The sequence below is a fragment of the Sporomusa rhizae genome, from assembly GCF_041428845.1.
Taxonomy (GTDB): Bacteria; Bacillota; Negativicutes; order Sporomusales; family Sporomusaceae; genus Sporomusa; species Sporomusa rhizae.
This window is the reverse complement of the sequence record NZ_CP156925.1, coordinates 5133857-5151364: the sequence shown is the minus strand read 5'-3', so window position 1 is coordinate 5151364 and position 17508 is coordinate 5133857. Positions and strand designations below refer to the sequence as shown.

The following is a 17508-nucleotide window of genomic DNA, read 5'->3' as shown; positions in this document are numbered from 1 at the left end:
GAGGATATGATTATGAAATATCAGTTTATATGCTATCCGAAATGCACTACCTGTCAAAAGGCAAAAAAATGGCTAACTGATAATGGAATTGCCTATGATGAACGGCATATTAAAGAACAAAATCCAACGGCAGAGGAATTGAAGGAATGGCGAGAAAAAAGCGGTCTTCCGTTAAGAAAGTTTTTTAATACCAGTGGGCTTTTGTATAAATCCATGCAATTGAAGGATAAGCTGCCGAATATGTCTGATACAGAGATGGTCACGATACTTGCGTCCGATGGAATGCTGGTCAAACGGCCGATTTTACTTGCCGGCAACAGGGTTTTGGTAGGATTCAAAGCAGAGGAATGGGAGCAAGTCAAATAAATTAATTAAAGGTGTAAAAAATTAATCCAGTACCCAAAGGGTATCTGGATTAATTTTTGTTAGCCTAATTTCTGTAAAGCGAGCTTAGTTAAAAGTTCAACACTGTTTTGTAAAGCCAATTTGTTAAAGGTCGTATTATTGACACGCAGAACTCCTGTAAAATTTTAGAAATTGGCAGGAATTTCTGTTCGTTTTTAAGAACAGATGTAAAAAGGATGGTGATTTTTATGCCAATATCACTTCATACATGGAGAGTTTATCCATTGACATGGATATCTTTACTGCTGGTGGTGCTGTTATTTCCCTTAGGGATTTTGCTTCCCTCGTGGTGGAGCTGGGAAAACGGACCGATAGAAAACACGCAAGTGGTTATCCTTAGTGCCGGGGTGGTATTGTCATGGTCGGCGGCGTATCACAACCGTGACGATAACCAAATGCGCAAGTTATGGTTATGGACAATTCCTGTTTGGCTGTTAATAATTGGGCGCGAACTGAGTTGGGGGCGGGTATTTTTTGATCCGGTTACTGTTGGGCCAGACGGACCGATATTCCCATCAATTTGTGCAATTTGGTATGGACGATATGTGTACCCGGCAATTACTATTGTCACTATTGTCACTTTATACGGTCTTTGGCATAACTTTAGTTGGATCAAAATTAAACAGAGATGGTGTATACCTACTATTGACGGGATATTGTTAATTCTGGCTGCAATAGCTGCGCAGCTTGTTTTCGAAAGAGACCTGATTGCTGCGTTTGAACCTTATTCGCAGATGCTTGAAGAATGGTCCGAACTGATAGTTTATTGGTGCATGATTAGTATTGTAAGGGTGTGTGGCTTTAAGCGTACAGGGGATGTTGGGATGAATGAAAGATTTTTTTAAAAAAAGTTACAAAAAATCAAAGAAATATAAATAAGACCATTGACAATGTTACACAAATGGTAGTAGTATTGTGTACAATATACTATAAATATTTATCAGTGGCATTTAGCTGCCAGCAAGGTGGAGACATCATGGAGAACGTACAAATAGTGAGTCAGCTCAATAATGTTGTTTGGTTTAGCTACTTTAGCCAAAGCTTTTATTTTAGCTTTGGTTATTTTGCTTTTCCAAAAACTGAATACGAGGCGGACTATTTGGAGGATCTCACTACTGCCGGATTGATATAAAAATACTTGTAAAGAATTTATATTAATACTATACGGGAAAAAAGGAAGAGGTTCTTACCAAAGAACCTCTTCCTTTTTCTATATCGGTAACCTTGCTCAGGTTTGCAGCTAATGAGTAATGATACGTAACAAATTTTATGAAAGATGTTAAGGAGGAAGGGCTTATGTTAGTAGTCATGAAAACAGGCGCTCCCCAGGAGGAAGTGGAGAAAGTGCATAGGAGGCTGGAACAAATGGAGGTAAACATCGCAAAAATTGAAGGAGCACAGCAAAGTGTTTTCGCATTAGTCGGGGATACCGCTAAACTGGACTTAGAGTCAATAAAGTCAAATCAACATGTGGAGAAAATTATCAGAGTTCAGCAACCATATAAACTAGCCAGCCGCACGTTCCATCCGGCCGACACGGTTGTGGAGATCGGAGACTGCAAAATCGGCGGAGGCAATATAGCGGTCATTGCCGGTCCCTGTTCGGTTGAAAGCGAGGAACAAATGGTACACACGGCCACTCTTGTTAAAAGTTACGGGGCTACTATGTTACGCGGCGGAGCCTATAAACCCCGAACTTCTCCCTATGCCTTTCAAGGTATGGGCGAGGATGGCCTACAATTGCTGGTAAAGGCCCGGGAAGCTACGGGATTGCCTTTTGTGACGGAAGCGATGGGGGTGGAAGCATTTGATGCCATTGAAGAAAGCGCCGACCTCATTCAAATTGGCGCAAGGAATATGCAGAATTACGATTTGCTCAAAAGAGCAGGCAAAAGCACTAAACCTATTTTGCTGAAACGGGGTCTTAGCGCAACGCTGGAAGAATTTCTGATGTCCGCCGAGTATATTTTAGCCGGCGGCAACCCGAATGTTATTTTATGTGAGCGGGGAATACGTACATTTGATACGTATACACGAAATACTCTTGATTTGAGTGTTATACCGGCAATAAAGGAGCTCAGCCATCTGCCCATAATCGTCGATCCAAGCCATGCCTGTGGTAAATGGTCGATGGTGGAGCCACTGGCTAAAGCAGCCATGGCTGTCGGTGCCGACGGGCTTATTATTGAAGTGCATCATAATCCCGAAAAAGCCCTCTGTGACGGGGCACAGTCATTAAAACCCGAAAAGTTTGGGCACCTGATGTCCGCAGTGCAAAAAATCATCGCTGCAGTATAGACCCGATTTTACGAACTATCTTAACGGAGGAGAACCACATGCTTATTATCGAAAAAATTGGCAGAATTTCTGGAACGATTACCGTGCCAGGAGATAAATCGATCTCTCACCGGGCCGTGATGCTGGCCGCTATCAGTAAGGGAAAAACTATTGTTGAAGGATTTTTACAGGGGCAGGACTGCTTAAGCACTATAAACTGTTTCCGTAGTATGGGGATTGATATAAAACAGCAGGGACAGAGGGTAGAAATCGCAGGCCGGGGACTGACGGGTCTACAAGAGCCCAAGGAGGTTCTGGATGCCGGAAATTCCGGAACGACAATGCGGCTATTATCAGGTATTCTAGCGGGACAGAACTTTTTTAGCGTACTCACCGGCGACCAATCACTGCGTCAGCGTCCGATGGCACGCGTAATCGAGCCTTTGAAACAGATGGGCGCTTCCATTAGCGGCAGGCAAAGCGGACAATTAGCGCCGTTAGGTATTAGTGGCGGCGGTTTGCAAGGCATAATCTGGGAGACTCCCGTAGCTAGTGCTCAGATCAAGTCAGCTATACTACTTGCGGGATTATACGCCAGCGGCAAAACCACAGTGAAGGAGCCTGCTATATCCAGGGATCACACCGAACGTATGCTAGCCGCGTTTGGCATTCAGGTGGAGCGTGAGGGGACTGCAGTGACAGTCCGGCCGGGTATTCTAGAAGGGCGGCATATCCTGGTTCCCGGTGATATTTCCTCCGCTGCTTTCTTTATGGTTGCCGCGGCCGCGAAACCTGGCTCGCATTTAGTTATCAAGGATGTGGGATTGAATCCCACCCGTACCGGCATTATCGATGTGCTGCGTCAGATGGGCGCAGATATAGAGATAGAGAATCTGCGCAGTTTCGGTGGTGAGGAGGCCGGTGATATTATCATCCGTGGCGCGCAGCTTAAGGGAATTGAAATGCAAAGCGAAATAGTACCGCGGTTAGTTGATGAAATCCCAGTTATAGCAGTAGCGGCGGCATTGGCAGACGGAGTCACCTATATCCGGGGAGCGGGTGAACTCAAGGTTAAAGAATCCAATCGTCTGGCTGTCATCGTCTCCGAGCTGCGGAAGATGGGCGTCCAAATTAACGAACTGCCCGACGGATTGGAAATTAACGGGCCCAATAAGATCCGGGGCGCCGCCATAAACAGTTATCATGATCACCGGATCGCGATGGCCATGGCGGTTTGCGGTCTGTTTGGGGAAGGTAAAACCACGATTGCCGACAGCGCTTGTATCGATATATCCTTTCCCGGTTTCGGCGAACTGCTCCGGCAAATTGCCAGGTGAAGTGCCGGCAAATGAGGTGAATATATGAAAATTGGTTATCTTGGGCCTCCTGGGTCGTATAGTTATGAGGTGGCTTGCCAATATGCGGCAGAAACGGCCGGGGCGGCAGAGTGCATAGCGATGCCCAGTTTTTCTTCTATCATTGAGGGGGTAGAGCAAGGGCAGTTGGATACCGGTATTATTCCGATTGAAAACTCAACACATGGGGCTGTTGCCTCTGTCATGGATTTACTTGCAAATTTGCGGCAAAGCTCGGTTTGTGGTGAGATGGTTCTTGCTATCGAACATTGCCTGTTAAGTCAAGGTACCAGCATCGAAAGTATCAAACATGTCTTTTCCCATGAGCAAGCTCTCGAACAATGTCGTGGATTTTTTAGCAGTCAACATCCCCATATGGAGCTAATCCCTTGTTCCAGTACTTCGCAGGCCTGCGAAATGGCTCAAAAATATGGCAATGCTTATGGCGCGGTGGCGAGCAGGGCAGCGGCTCAGCTTTATGATTTGGCGGTAGCGGCACAAAACATTCAGGACAATGCGTTCAACCAAACCCGGTTTTTAGTAATTGCAGTTACAAAGACTAAACCTACCGGCCGGGATAAAACTTCTATCGTTTTTGCTTTTCCTGATGATTGTCCGGGTAGTTTGTTTAACGTATTAAAGTCCTTTGCCAGCCGCAATATTAATTTGACGCGCGTTGAGTCGCGGCCGGCCAAACATATAATGGGAAAATACATTTTTTATATTGACTTTTCGGGGCATGTTGACGAGCAAATCTGCATTGCCGCCTTAGCGGAAATTAGTGAGCAAGTGTGTTGGCTGAAGGTGTTGGGGTCTTACCCGATTGATAGCAGAAGAATGGGCAGGTGACTAAATATGCTGCGGTATTTAATCGGCGGTGAATCGCATGGTCCGGCCTTAACCGGAATTATTGAAGGATTTCCTGCCAACGTGGGTATTGACATTAACGAAATTAACAGAGATCTGGCACGCCGCCAGCACGGTCATGGACGCGGTGGCCGCATGAAGATTGAAACAGATAAAGTACGTTTTTTGTCCGGTTTGCGGGGCGGAAAAACGTTAGGCAGTCCAATCACTTTTTTAATCGAAAACAAAGACTACGAAAATTGGAGTGATTACATGGATCCCTGTCAGGTTGACAGGGAGACCAAAAAGGTTACCGCACCCCGTCCGGGGCATGCTGACTTGGCGGGAAGCATCAAATATAACTTTGACGATATCCGCAATGTGCTTGAACGGAGCAGTGCCCGTGAAACCGCTACGCGCGTCGCTATTGGCGGCATCATCAGGCAATTTCTGAAAAACTTTGGCATTACTGCTGCGTGTCATGTAATCCATATTGGCGGTATCTCATCAAATGCCCGGGTTCCGTCTGCCGATGATCTGAAAAAAGCGGAGCTGTCGCCGGTCAGGGTTGCCGATAGCGCCGCTGAAAAGCAAATTATTGAGCTGATAGACCGGACCAGGGAGGACGGTGATTCTCTAGGAGGCGTGTTTGAAATCGTCATTACTGGTGTACCTGTCGGTTTGGGGAGCTATGTCCAGTGGGATCGAAAACTTGACGCTAGACTCGCGTATGCTCTACAGAGCATTCAGGGAATTAAGGGAGTTGCATTTGGCCGGGGTTTTGACTGTGCCTGTCAAAAAGGATCAGAAGTGCAAGATGAAATCTATTACAGCCAGGAAAAGGGATATTACCGCCGGACAAATAACGCCGGCGGCATTGAAGGCGGTATGTCTAATGGACAGACGATCGTTATCCGCTGCGCCATGAAGCCAATACCTACCCTGTATAAACCTCTGCAGACTGTGGATATCAGAACCAAGCAGCCGTGTACGGCAACGGTGGAACGCAGTGACATCTGCGCCGTTCCTGCCGCCGCCGTCGTTGGTGAGGCAGTTGCCCTGACGGTCATCGGTGAGGAACTGCTGCGTAAACTCGGGGGAGATAGCATGGAGGAGGTACGGTTGCGGTGGAAACAGTGGCAGTCTCGTTAGGAGAGAAAAGCTACCTTATTCATATAGAAGAAAACATACTCGATCGTTTGGCCGCGCAGATTGGCAAAGCTGACAAATGGTTTGTGTTGACGGATGAAAATATTGACCGGTTATTCGGTGATCGTTTATCTAAAGCCTTGGGCGACTTGCCACACAGTAAAATGACCGTGACGGAAGGCGAAATATCTAAAAATTTTCAAACCGTCGAGGCGGTTATCAATGCCATGGTTACAGCCCGGCTTACCCGCCATTCCGTCGTAATTGCTTTCGGTGGTGGGGTTATCGGCGATTTGGCAGGGTTTTGTGCTTCCATCTATATGAGAGGAATTCGGTATGTACAAATACCGACAACGCTGCTGGCTCAGGTTGATAGCAGCGTAGGCGGAAAAACTGGTGTCAACGTTGTGACGGGAAAAAATATGGCCGGTACTTTTTATCAGCCGGAAGCAGTAATCATTGATACAGCGCTGTTAGAAAAGCTGCCGGAAAGGGAGTTTACTGCAGGTTTGGGCGAGGTTATCAAGTATGGTATCATTTACGACTACGATCTATTAACCTTCCTAGAGAAGCACTTCCGCAGGTTTTATGTTCCCGATTTTACTCTGTTGAATCAGCTTATCAGCCGGTGCTGTCAGATTAAAGCTGAGGTTGTGGCGCAAGATGAGCGGGAGAGTGGTTTGCGCAAGATACTGAACTTCGGTCATACCTTTGGCCATGCGCTCGAAACGCTGACTGACTACCGGGGTTATTTGCACGGTGAGGCTGTGCTGGTTGGCATGCATTACGAAACGCTGATGGCGCAGAAACTGGGACTTATCAGCGAAGAGTACGGACGGCAAATCACTGCACTTATCGGCCAGGCAGGAATATCCGTAGATATAAGCGGTACACCGTTAACCGCAATTGTAAGGCAAATGACTGCCGATAAAAAGAACAGCGGGGGCTTACTATCTTTCATTCTGCCGACAGGCAGGGGCAGGGTTGCCGAGTATATGTTGACTCCGGAACAAACTCACTCATTACTTTGCGACACATGAGGGGGAGTTCCATAAAGAAACGATACAAAATAGTATTGTTTTTTCGTGTAAAATCTAAACAGTATAAGTAGAATGGTAGGAGAGTTTATGTTAGATGTATTACGGTCAGAAATAGACGAGTGTGATGCCATAATAATAGAGGCACTACTAAGACGCCTCATGACTGCTTCCCGCATTGCTGCCTATAAAAAGGAACAAAACCTAGCTTTATATCAGCCTGAGCGTGAGGCCGCCATCTTAAATAGAATTGAGAAAAGCTTGGAAAATACTCCTTATGCAAAACATATACAGGAGTTGTATCGGTGTATATTCCGGCTAAGCCGCTGTATTCAAATGAAACATGTATTTCCCCATAATATTGTTCTCGTTGGCTTTATGGGCAGCGGCAAGACGACGGTAGGGCAATACTTGGCGGACATGAGCGGGTATGCCTATTATGATATAGATACTATCATAGAAGAGGAGGCTGGTTATTCCATTTCCGAGATGTTTAGCCGGCACGGCGAAGCTTTCTTCCGATCAGTGGAGCGGAAGACGATTGAACGCGTTAGCAATAACGACCAGGCAGTTATCTCCTGCGGCGGCGGGTGTATCTTAGACCAGAGAAATGTGGTTTGCCTGAAGCAAAAGGGGAAAGTGGTCTGGCTTATGGCAGAGCCGGAGACTCTGTATGAGCGAATTAAGCTTCAGGGCACCCGGCCGCTAATAATTAATAGAACTTTTGCGGAAATTGAAGATATGATAAAAAAGCGTCAGCCGTTATACAGCGTCGCAGCCGATTATAGAATATCAATTGACCGTAAGCCGGTCAGCGACATTGTTGATGCCATTTTAGACCTGGTTATGCGTTAGTCATAATAGTGATCAGATAGCAGCCGCTTCTTTACTTTTTAAGCGTGTAGATAGTACAATTAGCCTGAGAACTCTGGATTTTATAATTCTATAGGAAATAGAGTCGGAAAAGGGGAAATAGCATGAGTGGAATACAATTTTATCGCGATAGAGATTTGCCCTTTTTTGAACTGAAAATATGTAATACAAGCGAAATGTCTTATAAAAAGCATGCTCATGAAGAGTATTCTATTGGTATTATTGATCAAGGTAGAAGTTGCTTTTGGTATGAGGGAAAGGTCGATGAGGTATATCCGAAAACTATGGTTTTCCTTCCGCCTGATTTAATACATTCCTGTAATCCTGTCAATAGGGACTTGTGGAAATATAAAATGCTATTTATAAACCGGGACTGGGTGCAAGGCTTTATGAAAAGCAAGGGCAGCTTTGTATTCAATAATCCAATTATCAAAGATGTTTCGCTCTATAGGACTTTCCAGGTGGTAAACAGCATGATGAATAGTTTAACCGGTAATGCTAGTCCATTGGAAAAGGAAGAAAGCATAATCGCTGTGTTTGAGCAATCTTTGCAAGGGGAAAAAAAGACAGGCGGCAATTGCCCAAAAACGCACCCTAAGCTGAAAATCATCAAGGAATATTTGGATAGTCTCTTTTTGGAAAAAATCACCTTGGAACAATTGGAACATGCTTCAGGTCTAAACAAGTTTCATATTATCCGTTTATTTAAAGAGGCGTTCACTATACCTCCCCATGCCTATCAAACCTTGCTTAGAGTAAATTATGCTAAAAAAGAGCTGTGCAAGTATAGACAATTAGCAGAAGTCGCTGTTGAATCGGGATTTTATGATCAAAGTCATTTTGTCAAAGTATTTAAGAGTTATACCGGTACAACTCCGGATCGGTATCAAAAGTTAATGTGAATAGTTTAATTGACGGCACTATAGCAGTGCCGTCAATTTTTTACAATACATTGTCAGCGTTTTTAACTAACATAAGTTGTAAGAAGGGGGATAAATGAAATGAAAATCGCCATGGTTATTAATAAAGAACTGCCGGTAGGCTTGGTAGCGAATACCTCTGCTGTCCTGGGAATTAGCTTGAGTAATCTGCTTCAACAAGATATCGTAGGGGGCGATATTAAAGATGCTACCGGCAATGTACACGCAGGCATTACTACCAAAACAATTCCTATACTAGGAGGCAGCCGGGAGCAGATAAAAGATATTCGGGATACGATGTTTGACAGTGCTTACTCTGATATTACGGTTATCGATTTTAGCGAAGCTGCCCAGAAGTGCCTGGAGTATGAGGAATATATAAGAATGCTGTCCTTTTTGCCAAGTTCCGACATTTACTATTTAGGGGTTTGCTTGTACGGTCCCAAGAAAAAGGTTAATAAACTGACTGGAAGTTTTGGCTTATTGCGATAGGAAGTCTATTTTACCTGGGACAGGTGATTTGTCCCGGTTTTTACCGGCTAAAGCCTTGCTGTTTCTAAATGAAGAAAAACTCCTGTCAATTTTTTAATTTTGACAGGAGTTTAGTTATATAACGGTAAAACTGCATATCGTACCTTAAAAGAAACATCGTTAGATGCTTCTTTTTTTATAGATTTTTAAATAAATATTTTAGTGTAATTATTTGATTGCCATGAAATATATGGTAAGTCTGTTTAGCGAAATATTGTTATATTGGAAGGGAGAAATAATGCGGCCGCATGTCCGAGAATTTGTCCGAATTTGTTCAGAAGTATTGCCTTTGATGGAACCCATTGTAGAAATCGGCGCACGTTTGCCCGAAGGTCAGGAGAAAATTGCTGATTTACGACCTTTATTTCCGGGGAGGCGCTACATAGGCTGTGATATGATCGAGGGACCAGGTGTGGAACGCGTGGAGTCTCTAGAGAAGATGACATTTTCCTCAGGCGAGGTAGGTACATTTCTTATATGTGATACCTTGGAGCATGTTAGAGATCTTTCCCATAGTATTGCTGAATTGAAACGTTGCCTTTGCAGTCAGAAAGGTATTCTAATAGCTACATCAGTAATGTCTTTTCCTATTCATGGATATCCGAATGATTACTGGCGATTTACACCTGAAGGATTCCGGGAGTTATTTAAAAGTTTTGAGATGGAGTTAATTTTTTTTGCCGGCGATCCTGGTTTTCCCCATACAGTTTGCATAATTGCGGGTAAGCGTGAATTACTGGAATGTTATCAAGAGAAACTTGTTAATAGATTCTCTCAACAAGCAGTCTATGCGCCGCATTATACGGATTGCTTATCACAATTGCTGGTTCAAACGCTAGCTAGAGATATTGTCCTTTCGGAAAAAGTAGAGCAGCATACCCAGGATGCTTACTTTGGCTTTACAGAACAGTTATTACAACCAGGATGGGTTATTTTGCCGGGGACGTGGATTAAGGCTACTATCAAGGAACAATCTGATATAAATTCCTTTCATCTGCGAACTGACAACACCCTTTTGATGACTTTACAGCCATCTCAGATGAATGCTCTCACTAATTGCTAGGTGATATTTGCTTTCAATTTTATCCTTCTCAAGGTCCTCAATATCGAATTACATCACTATATTTAGATGCTATTACAAAAGACGGCAAGACGAAATGTATTGCAAGAAGTCCAAGAGGACTGCTGGTAAGTCATACCGGTTTAAGTTCTGCTTTTGTATTCTACGAACCACCACTTTCGGAAGTAGTTGTATCTGAAGCAGACAAGGGGAAAGAACTTATCAAGAAGTTACAAAAGCAAAAAGAAAAAATTGTTGTGGATATTGGCTGCGGTTTTCGAAAAAACGGTAACATTGGCATTGATTGCAGACGATTGGAAACAAGTGCCGATATTATCTGCCTTCTTGGATTTGAAAAAATTCCTCTGGAAGATGGTGTAGCGGATGAAATTTTTTGTCGAGATTTTCTTGAACATATACCAAAAGCCGTATTCCTTGAGTCGCAACGAACACTTTATTATCCTATAATGCAGCTATTTGATGAGATCTGGCGGATATTAAAACCAGGAGGAATTTTCACATCCTATACTCCAATGTATCCTCATGGTGAGATATTTCAAGATCCTACCCATCTCAGCGCTTGGACCATAAATAGTATGAATTATTTCTGTGGGGAGCACCCTGGTGCACGTCGGATTTATGGAATTCGTGCTTGCTTTGAAAAAATTGTCTTGAGGGAAGAAGGATTTTATTTGTATGCTCAATTACGCAAACCGCAGGAGGACGTTTGATGGCTTTATTATCAATAATTGTAGTTGTCTTTAATATGAAACGGGAAGCGCCGCGCACCTTATTCAGCTTATCGACACAATATCAGCGTTCAGTATCTGAATCAGACTATGAGGTTATTGTTGTTGAAAATGGGTCGTCAGAGCCACTCGGAGCAGAGAAGGTGCAGTCTTTCGGAAACAACTTTCATTATATTAACTTGCAAGAACGGTCGCAGCCTTCTCCTTGCAAAGCAATTAATTATGCTTGTTTAAAGGCAAGTGGAGAATGTGTAGGCATATTAATTGATGGTGCTCGAATCGTTAGTCCGGGACTTGTGCACGCTGCAATTAACGCTCTAAAAATTGCTCCATCCCCTGTTGTTGCAACGCTAGCATGGCATCTAGGTCCTGAACATCAGTCTATTTCTATTAAGCACGGATATACTCAAGAAGTAGAAGATTTACTAATTGCCTCAGTTAACTGGGAAGTAGACGGGTACAATTTATTCACGATCAGTGCATTAGCCGCTTCAAACGCACAAGGCTACTTTGGAACATTATTTGAGAGCACCGCTATTTTTATGGAAAAGAGCAAATATGATCGCTTAGGTGGATACGATGAGGGCTTTGATTTAGCTGGTGGTGGATTAGCTAATCTAGACTTTTATAAGCGAGCCTGCGAGTATGATAATGATGAATTAATTATTTTACTTGGTGAAGGAACTTTTCATCAATTGCATGGGGGAATTTCATCTAATACTAAGACGCCAGATTATTTTGAAAACGCTTCCCGCCAGTATTTTCAGCTAAGGGGCAACCCGTTTACTCCCCCCAGAAAAAATCCGCTTTATTATGGGCATGTGGCTTCACAAGCTTCGCGATGGATTAGTTTATGACAGTATTTTCTAAAGCAGTTGTACCTATGATTCGGTAAAGTTCAGCGTATCGAAATAGTCCTTTCAGAAAAGTGAACGTTCTGAGAGGACTATTTTTTATAATTTATCTTTAGAAACTGAATTTTACTGTGAGACACAGGGCAGAAAAGCGTCCGAGTGTCTTTTTTATTTTCCTGTTATTAGAATACCGTTAGTTTTTGTCAAAAAAATTTTACAAATCGTTAAAAACCTTCCGCTAATAGACGGTAAGGGGGTGACAAAAATAATTTACTTGTCAAAATAATTTGACAAAATGAATAAATTAGTTAACTTTAGTTATTCATTTTTTGCTTAAAATTCAAATTTAGGCCCGTTTTTTTGTAATTTTTTGCTGTATTTTACGTGGAAAGTGTCGAAAAATTGGTACAGATATTGCAATATAAATCATTACAATGCCAAGTAGTTCTTAAAAGTCAATGCACACTGCGCAAAAAAAGGGGGTGATGAATAACGTAAAGCTATAGAAAGGACAAGTACGCCGAGCAGGACGAAGCCTGCAAAATGGAGGGAGAAACCGAATGTCAGAACTAAAAAAAATGAAAATTGACCATGTAATATTCTGGCCGCCAATTATCCTTATTTCAATTATTTGCGGGTTAATCATCAAGGATCCGAAGACAGCCAATGATATCTCGAATAAAGCGCTGAGCTGGACCACCGATAAGCTGGGGTGGGCATTTGAATGGTATGTAGTCATTCTTTTCCTTATTGCTATGTATTTGACTTTTGGCAAGTTCAAAGATAAGAAGTTTGGCGAGGGCCAGCCGGAATTTAAAACAAGTACATGGTTAGGCATGATTTTTACTTCAACCTCAAGTGCTGCTCTTGTTTACTGGGCAACCATTGAATGGTATTACTACATGCAAACCCCGCCGTTTGAGGCTGCGCCTTTTTCCGTTGAAGCCTCACGCTGGGCGGCGGCGTATGGGATGTATCACTGGGGACTAATCCCGACCGCGATGTATGTTGTGATTGGAACGGCAATTGGGTACAACTTTTTTGTCAGAAAACGGAGTGTCATTAAACCGAGTAGTGTTTGTGGAATTTTAGGCCAGCAGAAAGATGGCTTCGCAGGTCAGGTCATAGATATCCTGTATATCATCGGCATGGTTGCCGGAGTGGGAACGTCACTTGGCCTGGGAACTCCCCTGGTAGCAGAATTGATCTGCAAGATATTTGGAGTTCAACATACGTTATCTTTAGATGGCTGGATTATTATTGCATGGATGGCCTTATTTTCCACAAGCGTCTACTTAGGCTTGCAGAAAGGAATAAAAGTTTTAAGCGATATCCGGGTTTACTTAGCTTTTGGGGTCATTATCTTTATAGCTCTGTTCGGGCCGACGGCATACATTTTAAACGGTTTTACAGATGCTCTTGGTACCATGCTGCAAAACCTTATCAGAATGACTTTGTATACCGACCCTTATGGAAAATCAGGATTCCCTCAGGGCTGGACAATTTTCTACTGGGCCTGGTTTCTCAACTGTGTGGTTACGTATGCTATTTATCTTGTGCGAATTTCCAAAGGCAGAACAGTCCGTGAATTTTGCCTGGCAGTGTTAGGCGCTATTGTTCTTGGTGAAATGGTATTTTTCGCCGTATTTACAAATTACGCGATGTTCATTCATAGTCAGGGCGTTATGGACATTGGATCGATCATGGAGAAATTTGGGGCGGCCAGGGCAATTGTGGAAATTTGGTCAACAATTCCTTTAAGTGCAGTGGTATTACCTGTGCTGCTTATTTATTCTTTTGTTTCAACTGCAACATTTATTAACGGTGTGGCTTACACTTTGGCTATGGTAACAACCAAAGAAATAACTGAGAATGACGAGCCTTCCCGTTTAAACCGCGTTGTTTGGGCCTTGTTACTCGGTGTTTTAGCCATATCCCTGCTGCTATTGGGAGGGCTGAAGCCATTACAAACAGCAGCTGTCGTCGGGGGCTTACCCATGATGGTTGTCTGTATTATTATTCCCATCTCCTTCTTTAAAGAAGTTAAGGCCGGTTGGATAACCGGGGAAGAAAGTCAGAAGAGACAGGAGTAATCCTGAAAAAAATCAGAGTGTGTGGAGGTTAATATAAATGGATTTTCGACTTACCGACGAGCAGGAACTGTTAGTAGCGGGTATTCGGGAACTGATGGCCCGGGAAAATTGGGACAACTACTTTGCCGAATGTGATGCTAATAGCCAGTATCCGGAACGATTTGTGAAAGAACTGGCCGGTATGGGAATTGACAGCCTTTTATTACCGGAGGAACATGACGGCTTTGCTGCAGGCCTGGTAACGGTAACAGCTGTCTGGGAAGAACTCGGAAGATTGGGTGCGCCTACCTATGTACTATATCAACTGACAGGATTTAACACGATATTGCGCGAGGGAACCCAGGAACAAATTGAAAAGATCATGGCCCTGCGCGGCACCGGCAAGCAAATGTGGAATTCAGCCATTACTGAACCGGGAGCAGGATCCGATGTTGGCAGCCTTCAGACCACGTACACCCGCAAAAACGGCAAAGTATACTTAAACGGTCATAAAACTTTTATTACTAGCAGCGCCGGGGTTCCTTACCTGGTAGTTATGGCCAGGGATTCCGAAAATCGCGATTGTTTTACCGAGTGGTTTGTGGATATGTCGAGGCCGGGTATCAAGATTGAGAAACTTACAAAGTTAGGCTTGAAAATGGATAGCTGTTGTGATATCTATTTCGACAATGTTGAAATGGAAGAAAAAGATATGTTTGGTAAAGAAGGCAATGGCTTCAACCGCGTTAAGGAAGAATTTGATGCAGAGCGCTTTTTGGTTGGTTGTACCAATTATGGTATTGCTTTATGTGCTTTTGAGGATGCGGCTAAATACGCAAACCAAAGAGAGCAATTTGGGCAAAAAATCGGTAGATTTCAATTAATTCAGGAAAAGTTTGCGCATATGGCCATTAAACTGAAAAACATGAAAAATATGTTATATGAAACGGCTTGGAATGCGGATAACGGCAAGATGAATTCCGGCGAAGCCGCAATGTGTAAATATTATTGCGCCAATGCCGGCTTTGAAGTTGTTGATTCGGCAATGCAAGTTTTTGGTGGGATCGGTGTTGCCGGTGATCACCGTATCAGTAGGTTTTGGCGTGATCTGCGTGTGGACCGGGTGTCCGGGGGCAGCGACGAAATGCAGATTCTTACCGCCGGCAGAGAGGTACTTAAAAAGTACCGGTAAGCTCTTTTAGAAACCCGGCGCAGCAGGCAGAACGAGAGGAGGCAGTAGCAACTTATGGCAAAAGGAATGAACATTCCTGCTTTTGGAAATTTACAGGGGCTAAAGGTTGTGTATTCGGCAGTGGAAATTGCCGGACCGGAGTCGGCCCAGTTGATGGCTGAATGGGGAGCAGATGTAACCTGGATTGAAAATGTATTTACCGGTGATTCCATGCGGGATACAACGTATGTAAAGGAACTGGAGCGGCGGAATCAGCGCAGTTTATCGCTGAATATCTTCTCAGACGAAGGCAAAGAAGTATTCTTAAAACTGATTGAAACCGCTGACATTTTTATTGAATCAAGTAAAGGTCCGGTTTATGAAAAGCGCGGCCTTACGGATGAGTTACTTTGGAAACATAATAAAGCTTTAGTTATTGTACATGTTTCCGGGTTTGGCCAGTATGGGGTAGAGTCCAGGGTGAACCGTGCAGCTTATGACCAAACGGCGCAAGCGTTCAGCGGCTATTTAAGTCAAAATGGAACCCAGGACCAGCCAATGATTGCATCACCGTATACGGGTGATTATATGACGGCCCTAATGGTAGTGGGATCATCCCTGGCAGCTCTTTACAGGGCGCAGAAGACGGGCGTTGGTGAAAGCATTGATGTTGCCATGTATGAAGTTATGCTTCGCCTCGGGGCGTACTATATGATGGACTACCTCAACGCGGGAATAACTTATCCGCGGGCAGGTGCCAGACATCAGAACTTATGCGGGATTGGCGTATACAAATGTAAAGACGGGTTCCTCAGTTTATGCCTGTATGGGGCCAAACAGAACAAAGCCATTCTTGACAGGATTGGTCTTAGTTATCTTTGGGGCACAGATGAGTATCCGGAAGGGACCAGTGCGCTTTGGCTCAATGGTCCGAAAGCAGCTCTCATTGAGAAAAAGCTGGAAGAATACCTGTTGACCAAGCCGGTAGCCGAAGTGGAAGAGGACTTTTCCAAATGTAATATTGCGGCGAACCAAGTGATGAGTGTTGAGGAACTGGTAGATCATCCGCATTATTTGGCACGGGAAGCATTTGTTGAATGGGAAACAATGGAGGGAAAAAAATGCAAGGGCCCCAATATATTTCCCAAATTTAAAAGGAATCCGGGGCAAATTTGGCGCCCCATGCCGACCTTGGGGATGGATACGGAAGATATCTTAAGCAATCTGGGCTATTCCAGCGAACGTATACAGGATTTAAGTGACCAAGGTATCGTTAAAAAATCCGCAGCACCGGAAAAAGGGTGAAGGTATAAGTGAAATGTGCGGAATGGGGTGCATCGAGCGGCTTTAGATGCACCTCGCCGCTCAAAAACGGTATGTTATGTTGTGGCACAGACTACTAAAGGAATGAGAAGGTGAACTGATGAGAGTGATTTCATGTTGTAAGGCGGTACCGGAAGAGCAGGATATTGACGTTGCCAAAGACAGACAATTATCCGTTGAAAAAGCGGAGTGGAAGTTCAGCCAATATGATCTCAATGCCGTTGAGGCCGGAAAACAAATTATTGAATTGGCCGGCGGGCAATTATCCGGTTTGAGTGCAGGGGGAAAGGCCCTGGAAAATTCCAAACTGCGCAAAGATATTCTTTCCCGCGGGCTTGACGATCTATATCTGGTGATGGATGAAATGCTGGAACAAGCCGACACGTATCAATCGGCCAGAGTGTTGGCTGCGGCTATTAAGAAAATAGGTGCTTTTGATTTGGTGCTGTGCGGAGCAGGCTCGTCGGATCTGTATGCCCAGCAGGTGGGGAATCAGCTAGGTGAATACCTCGGCATACCAGTCGTCAATGCGGTCAATAAAATTACGCCGCAGGGAGACAAAGTCATTGTAGAACGGGCGCTGGAAGACGCGATTGAAGTTTTAGAAGTGTCTTTGCCGGCAGTCCTGTCTGTTACTTCGGAAATCAATATCCCGCGGATTGCAGGCATGAAAGATATTATTACGGCGAACAAAAAACCTGTTACAAAATTCAGCCTGTCCGAGATTGAGGCCGCAGATACGCAAGCGTCCAGTGTGGTAGTGAGTACGCTGGCACCGGAGCAGGTCGAGCGCCGGATGAATATTCTGGAGGGCGAATCGGAGGAAGTTGTGAACGCGTTTGTGAAGCTGCTCCGGGCCGAATTGAAGTAATTCAAAAACGAGGTG

18 protein-coding genes are annotated in these 17508 nt (G+C 44.1%); all 18 read left to right on the top strand.

Going from position 1 to position 17508, the window contains the following annotated elements:
- Window positions 1-12: 12 nt before the first annotated feature.
- The 18 genes from SRRS_RS24080 to SRRS_RS23995 all read left to right on the top strand — a co-directional run bounded on the left by SRRS_RS24080 (window position 13) and on the right by SRRS_RS23995 (window position 17493).
- Entirely contained in the window at window positions 13-366 is a 354-nt protein-coding gene (locus tag SRRS_RS24080; protein ID WP_371363953.1) for an arsenate reductase family protein, read from the top strand.
- A 263-nt stretch (window positions 367-629) separates the two neighbouring features.
- Window positions 630-1250, top strand: coding sequence for a hypothetical protein (locus SRRS_RS24075; protein ID WP_371363952.1), 621 nt, complete (start codon window positions 630-632; stop codon window positions 1248-1250).
- Between the two features lie 131 nt (window positions 1251-1381).
- A complete protein-coding gene (locus SRRS_RS24070) occupies window positions 1382-1537 on the top strand; it encodes a hypothetical protein (protein ID WP_371363951.1) in 156 nt (51 codons plus the stop codon).
- A 164-nt stretch (window positions 1538-1701) separates the two neighbouring features.
- Window positions 1702-2703 carry a 3-deoxy-7-phosphoheptulonate synthase gene (aroF, locus tag SRRS_RS24065; protein ID WP_371363950.1) on the top strand — a complete coding sequence of 334 codons (1002 nt, stop codon included), beginning with the start codon at window positions 1702-1704 and terminating at the stop codon, window positions 2701-2703.
- Between the two features lie 38 nt (window positions 2704-2741).
- Complete coding sequence (gene aroA / locus SRRS_RS24060) at window positions 2742-4019, top strand: 3-phosphoshikimate 1-carboxyvinyltransferase (protein ID WP_371363949.1); 1278 nt, start codon at window positions 2742-2744, stop codon at window positions 4017-4019.
- Window positions 4020-4043: 24 nt separating this feature from the next.
- Window positions 4044-4886 (top strand): prephenate dehydratase, encoded by an 843-nt coding sequence (gene pheA / locus SRRS_RS24055; protein ID WP_371363948.1) that lies wholly within the window; start codon window positions 4044-4046, stop codon window positions 4884-4886.
- A gap of 6 nt (window positions 4887-4892) precedes the next feature.
- Window positions 4893-6035 carry a chorismate synthase gene (gene aroC / locus SRRS_RS24050; RefSeq protein ID WP_371363947.1) on the top strand — a complete coding sequence of 381 codons (1143 nt, stop codon included), beginning with the start codon at window positions 4893-4895 and terminating at the stop codon, window positions 6033-6035.
- A complete protein-coding gene (gene aroB / locus SRRS_RS24045; RefSeq protein ID WP_371363946.1) occupies window positions 6011-7072 on the top strand; it encodes a 3-dehydroquinate synthase in 1062 nt (353 codons plus the stop codon). Before aroC ends, aroB begins: the two co-directional genes overlap by 25 nt.
- Window positions 7073-7159: 87 nt before the next feature.
- The gene (locus tag SRRS_RS24040; RefSeq protein ID WP_371363945.1) at window positions 7160-7924 is read left to right on the top strand and encodes a shikimate kinase; all 765 of its coding nucleotides are present in this window, start codon (window positions 7160-7162) and stop codon (window positions 7922-7924) included.
- Window positions 7925-8046: 122 nt separating this feature from the next.
- A complete protein-coding gene (locus tag SRRS_RS24035) occupies window positions 8047-8844 on the top strand; it encodes an AraC family transcriptional regulator (protein WP_371363944.1) in 798 nt (265 codons plus the stop codon).
- 99 nt (window positions 8845-8943) lie between these two features.
- A complete protein-coding gene (locus SRRS_RS24030; protein WP_371363943.1) occupies window positions 8944-9354 on the top strand; it encodes a DUF2000 domain-containing protein in 411 nt (136 codons plus the stop codon).
- Window positions 9355-9631: 277 nt separating this feature from the next.
- Window positions 9632-10456, top strand: a complete 825-nt coding sequence (locus SRRS_RS24025) for a hypothetical protein (RefSeq protein ID WP_371363942.1) — start codon at window positions 9632-9634, stop codon at window positions 10454-10456.
- On the top strand, window positions 10450-11184 hold the full coding sequence (locus SRRS_RS24020) for a methyltransferase domain-containing protein (RefSeq protein ID WP_371363941.1): 735 nt from the start codon (window positions 10450-10452) through the stop codon (window positions 11182-11184). The genes SRRS_RS24025 and SRRS_RS24020 overlap by 7 nt, the downstream gene beginning before the upstream one ends.
- The gene (locus SRRS_RS24015) at window positions 11184-12059 is read left to right on the top strand and encodes a glycosyltransferase family A protein (RefSeq protein WP_371363940.1); all 876 of its coding nucleotides are present in this window, start codon (window positions 11184-11186) and stop codon (window positions 12057-12059) included. The genes SRRS_RS24020 and SRRS_RS24015 overlap by 1 nt, the downstream gene beginning before the upstream one ends.
- A 557-nt stretch (window positions 12060-12616) precedes the next feature.
- On the top strand, window positions 12617-14149 hold the full coding sequence (gene caiT, locus SRRS_RS24010; protein WP_371363939.1) for an L-carnitine/gamma-butyrobetaine antiporter: 1533 nt from the start codon (window positions 12617-12619) through the stop codon (window positions 14147-14149).
- A gap of 37 nt (window positions 14150-14186) precedes the next feature.
- On the top strand, window positions 14187-15320 hold the full coding sequence (caiA, locus tag SRRS_RS24005) for a crotonobetainyl-CoA dehydrogenase (RefSeq protein ID WP_371363938.1): 1134 nt from the start codon (window positions 14187-14189) through the stop codon (window positions 15318-15320).
- A gap of 54 nt (window positions 15321-15374) precedes the next feature.
- Window positions 15375-16604 (top strand): L-carnitine CoA-transferase, encoded by a 1230-nt coding sequence (gene caiB, locus SRRS_RS24000; RefSeq protein WP_371363937.1) that lies wholly within the window; start codon window positions 15375-15377, stop codon window positions 16602-16604.
- 118 nt (window positions 16605-16722) lie between these two features.
- The gene (locus SRRS_RS23995; protein ID WP_371363936.1) at window positions 16723-17493 is read left to right on the top strand and encodes an electron transfer flavoprotein; all 771 of its coding nucleotides are present in this window, start codon (window positions 16723-16725) and stop codon (window positions 17491-17493) included.
- Window positions 17494-17508 lie beyond the last annotated feature (15 nt).

What these genes read in the sequence shown, in the direction of transcription:
- SRRS_RS24080 (WP_371363953.1), top strand. Translation starts at nt 13, where the DNA reads ATGAAATATCAGTTTATATGCTATCCGAAATGCACTACCTGTCAAAAG.
- SRRS_RS24070 (WP_371363951.1), top strand. Translation starts at nt 1,382, where the DNA reads ATGGAGAACGTACAAATAGTGAGTCAGCTCAATAATGTTGTTTGGTTT.
- aroF (WP_371363950.1), top strand. Translation starts at nt 1,702, where the DNA reads ATGTTAGTAGTCATGAAAACAGGCGCTCCCCAGGAGGAAGTGGAGAAA.
- aroA (WP_371363949.1), top strand. Translation starts at nt 2,742, where the DNA reads ATGCTTATTATCGAAAAAATTGGCAGAATTTCTGGAACGATTACCGTG.
- pheA (WP_371363948.1), top strand. Translation starts at nt 4,044, where the DNA reads ATGAAAATTGGTTATCTTGGGCCTCCTGGGTCGTATAGTTATGAGGTG.
- aroC (WP_371363947.1), top strand. Translation starts at nt 4,893, where the DNA reads ATGCTGCGGTATTTAATCGGCGGTGAATCGCATGGTCCGGCCTTAACC.
- SRRS_RS24040 (WP_371363945.1), top strand. Translation starts at nt 7,160, where the DNA reads ATGTTAGATGTATTACGGTCAGAAATAGACGAGTGTGATGCCATAATA.
- SRRS_RS24035 (WP_371363944.1), top strand. Translation starts at nt 8,047, where the DNA reads ATGAGTGGAATACAATTTTATCGCGATAGAGATTTGCCCTTTTTTGAA.
- SRRS_RS24030 (WP_371363943.1), top strand. Translation starts at nt 8,944, where the DNA reads ATGAAAATCGCCATGGTTATTAATAAAGAACTGCCGGTAGGCTTGGTA.
- SRRS_RS24025 (WP_371363942.1), top strand. Translation starts at nt 9,632, where the DNA reads ATGCGGCCGCATGTCCGAGAATTTGTCCGAATTTGTTCAGAAGTATTG.
- SRRS_RS24015 (WP_371363940.1), top strand. Translation starts at nt 11,184, where the DNA reads ATGGCTTTATTATCAATAATTGTAGTTGTCTTTAATATGAAACGGGAA.
- caiT (WP_371363939.1), top strand. Translation starts at nt 12,617, where the DNA reads ATGTCAGAACTAAAAAAAATGAAAATTGACCATGTAATATTCTGGCCG.
- caiA (WP_371363938.1), top strand. Translation starts at nt 14,187, where the DNA reads ATGGATTTTCGACTTACCGACGAGCAGGAACTGTTAGTAGCGGGTATT.
- caiB (WP_371363937.1), top strand. Translation starts at nt 15,375, where the DNA reads ATGGCAAAAGGAATGAACATTCCTGCTTTTGGAAATTTACAGGGGCTA.
- SRRS_RS23995 (WP_371363936.1), top strand. Translation starts at nt 16,723, where the DNA reads ATGAGAGTGATTTCATGTTGTAAGGCGGTACCGGAAGAGCAGGATATT.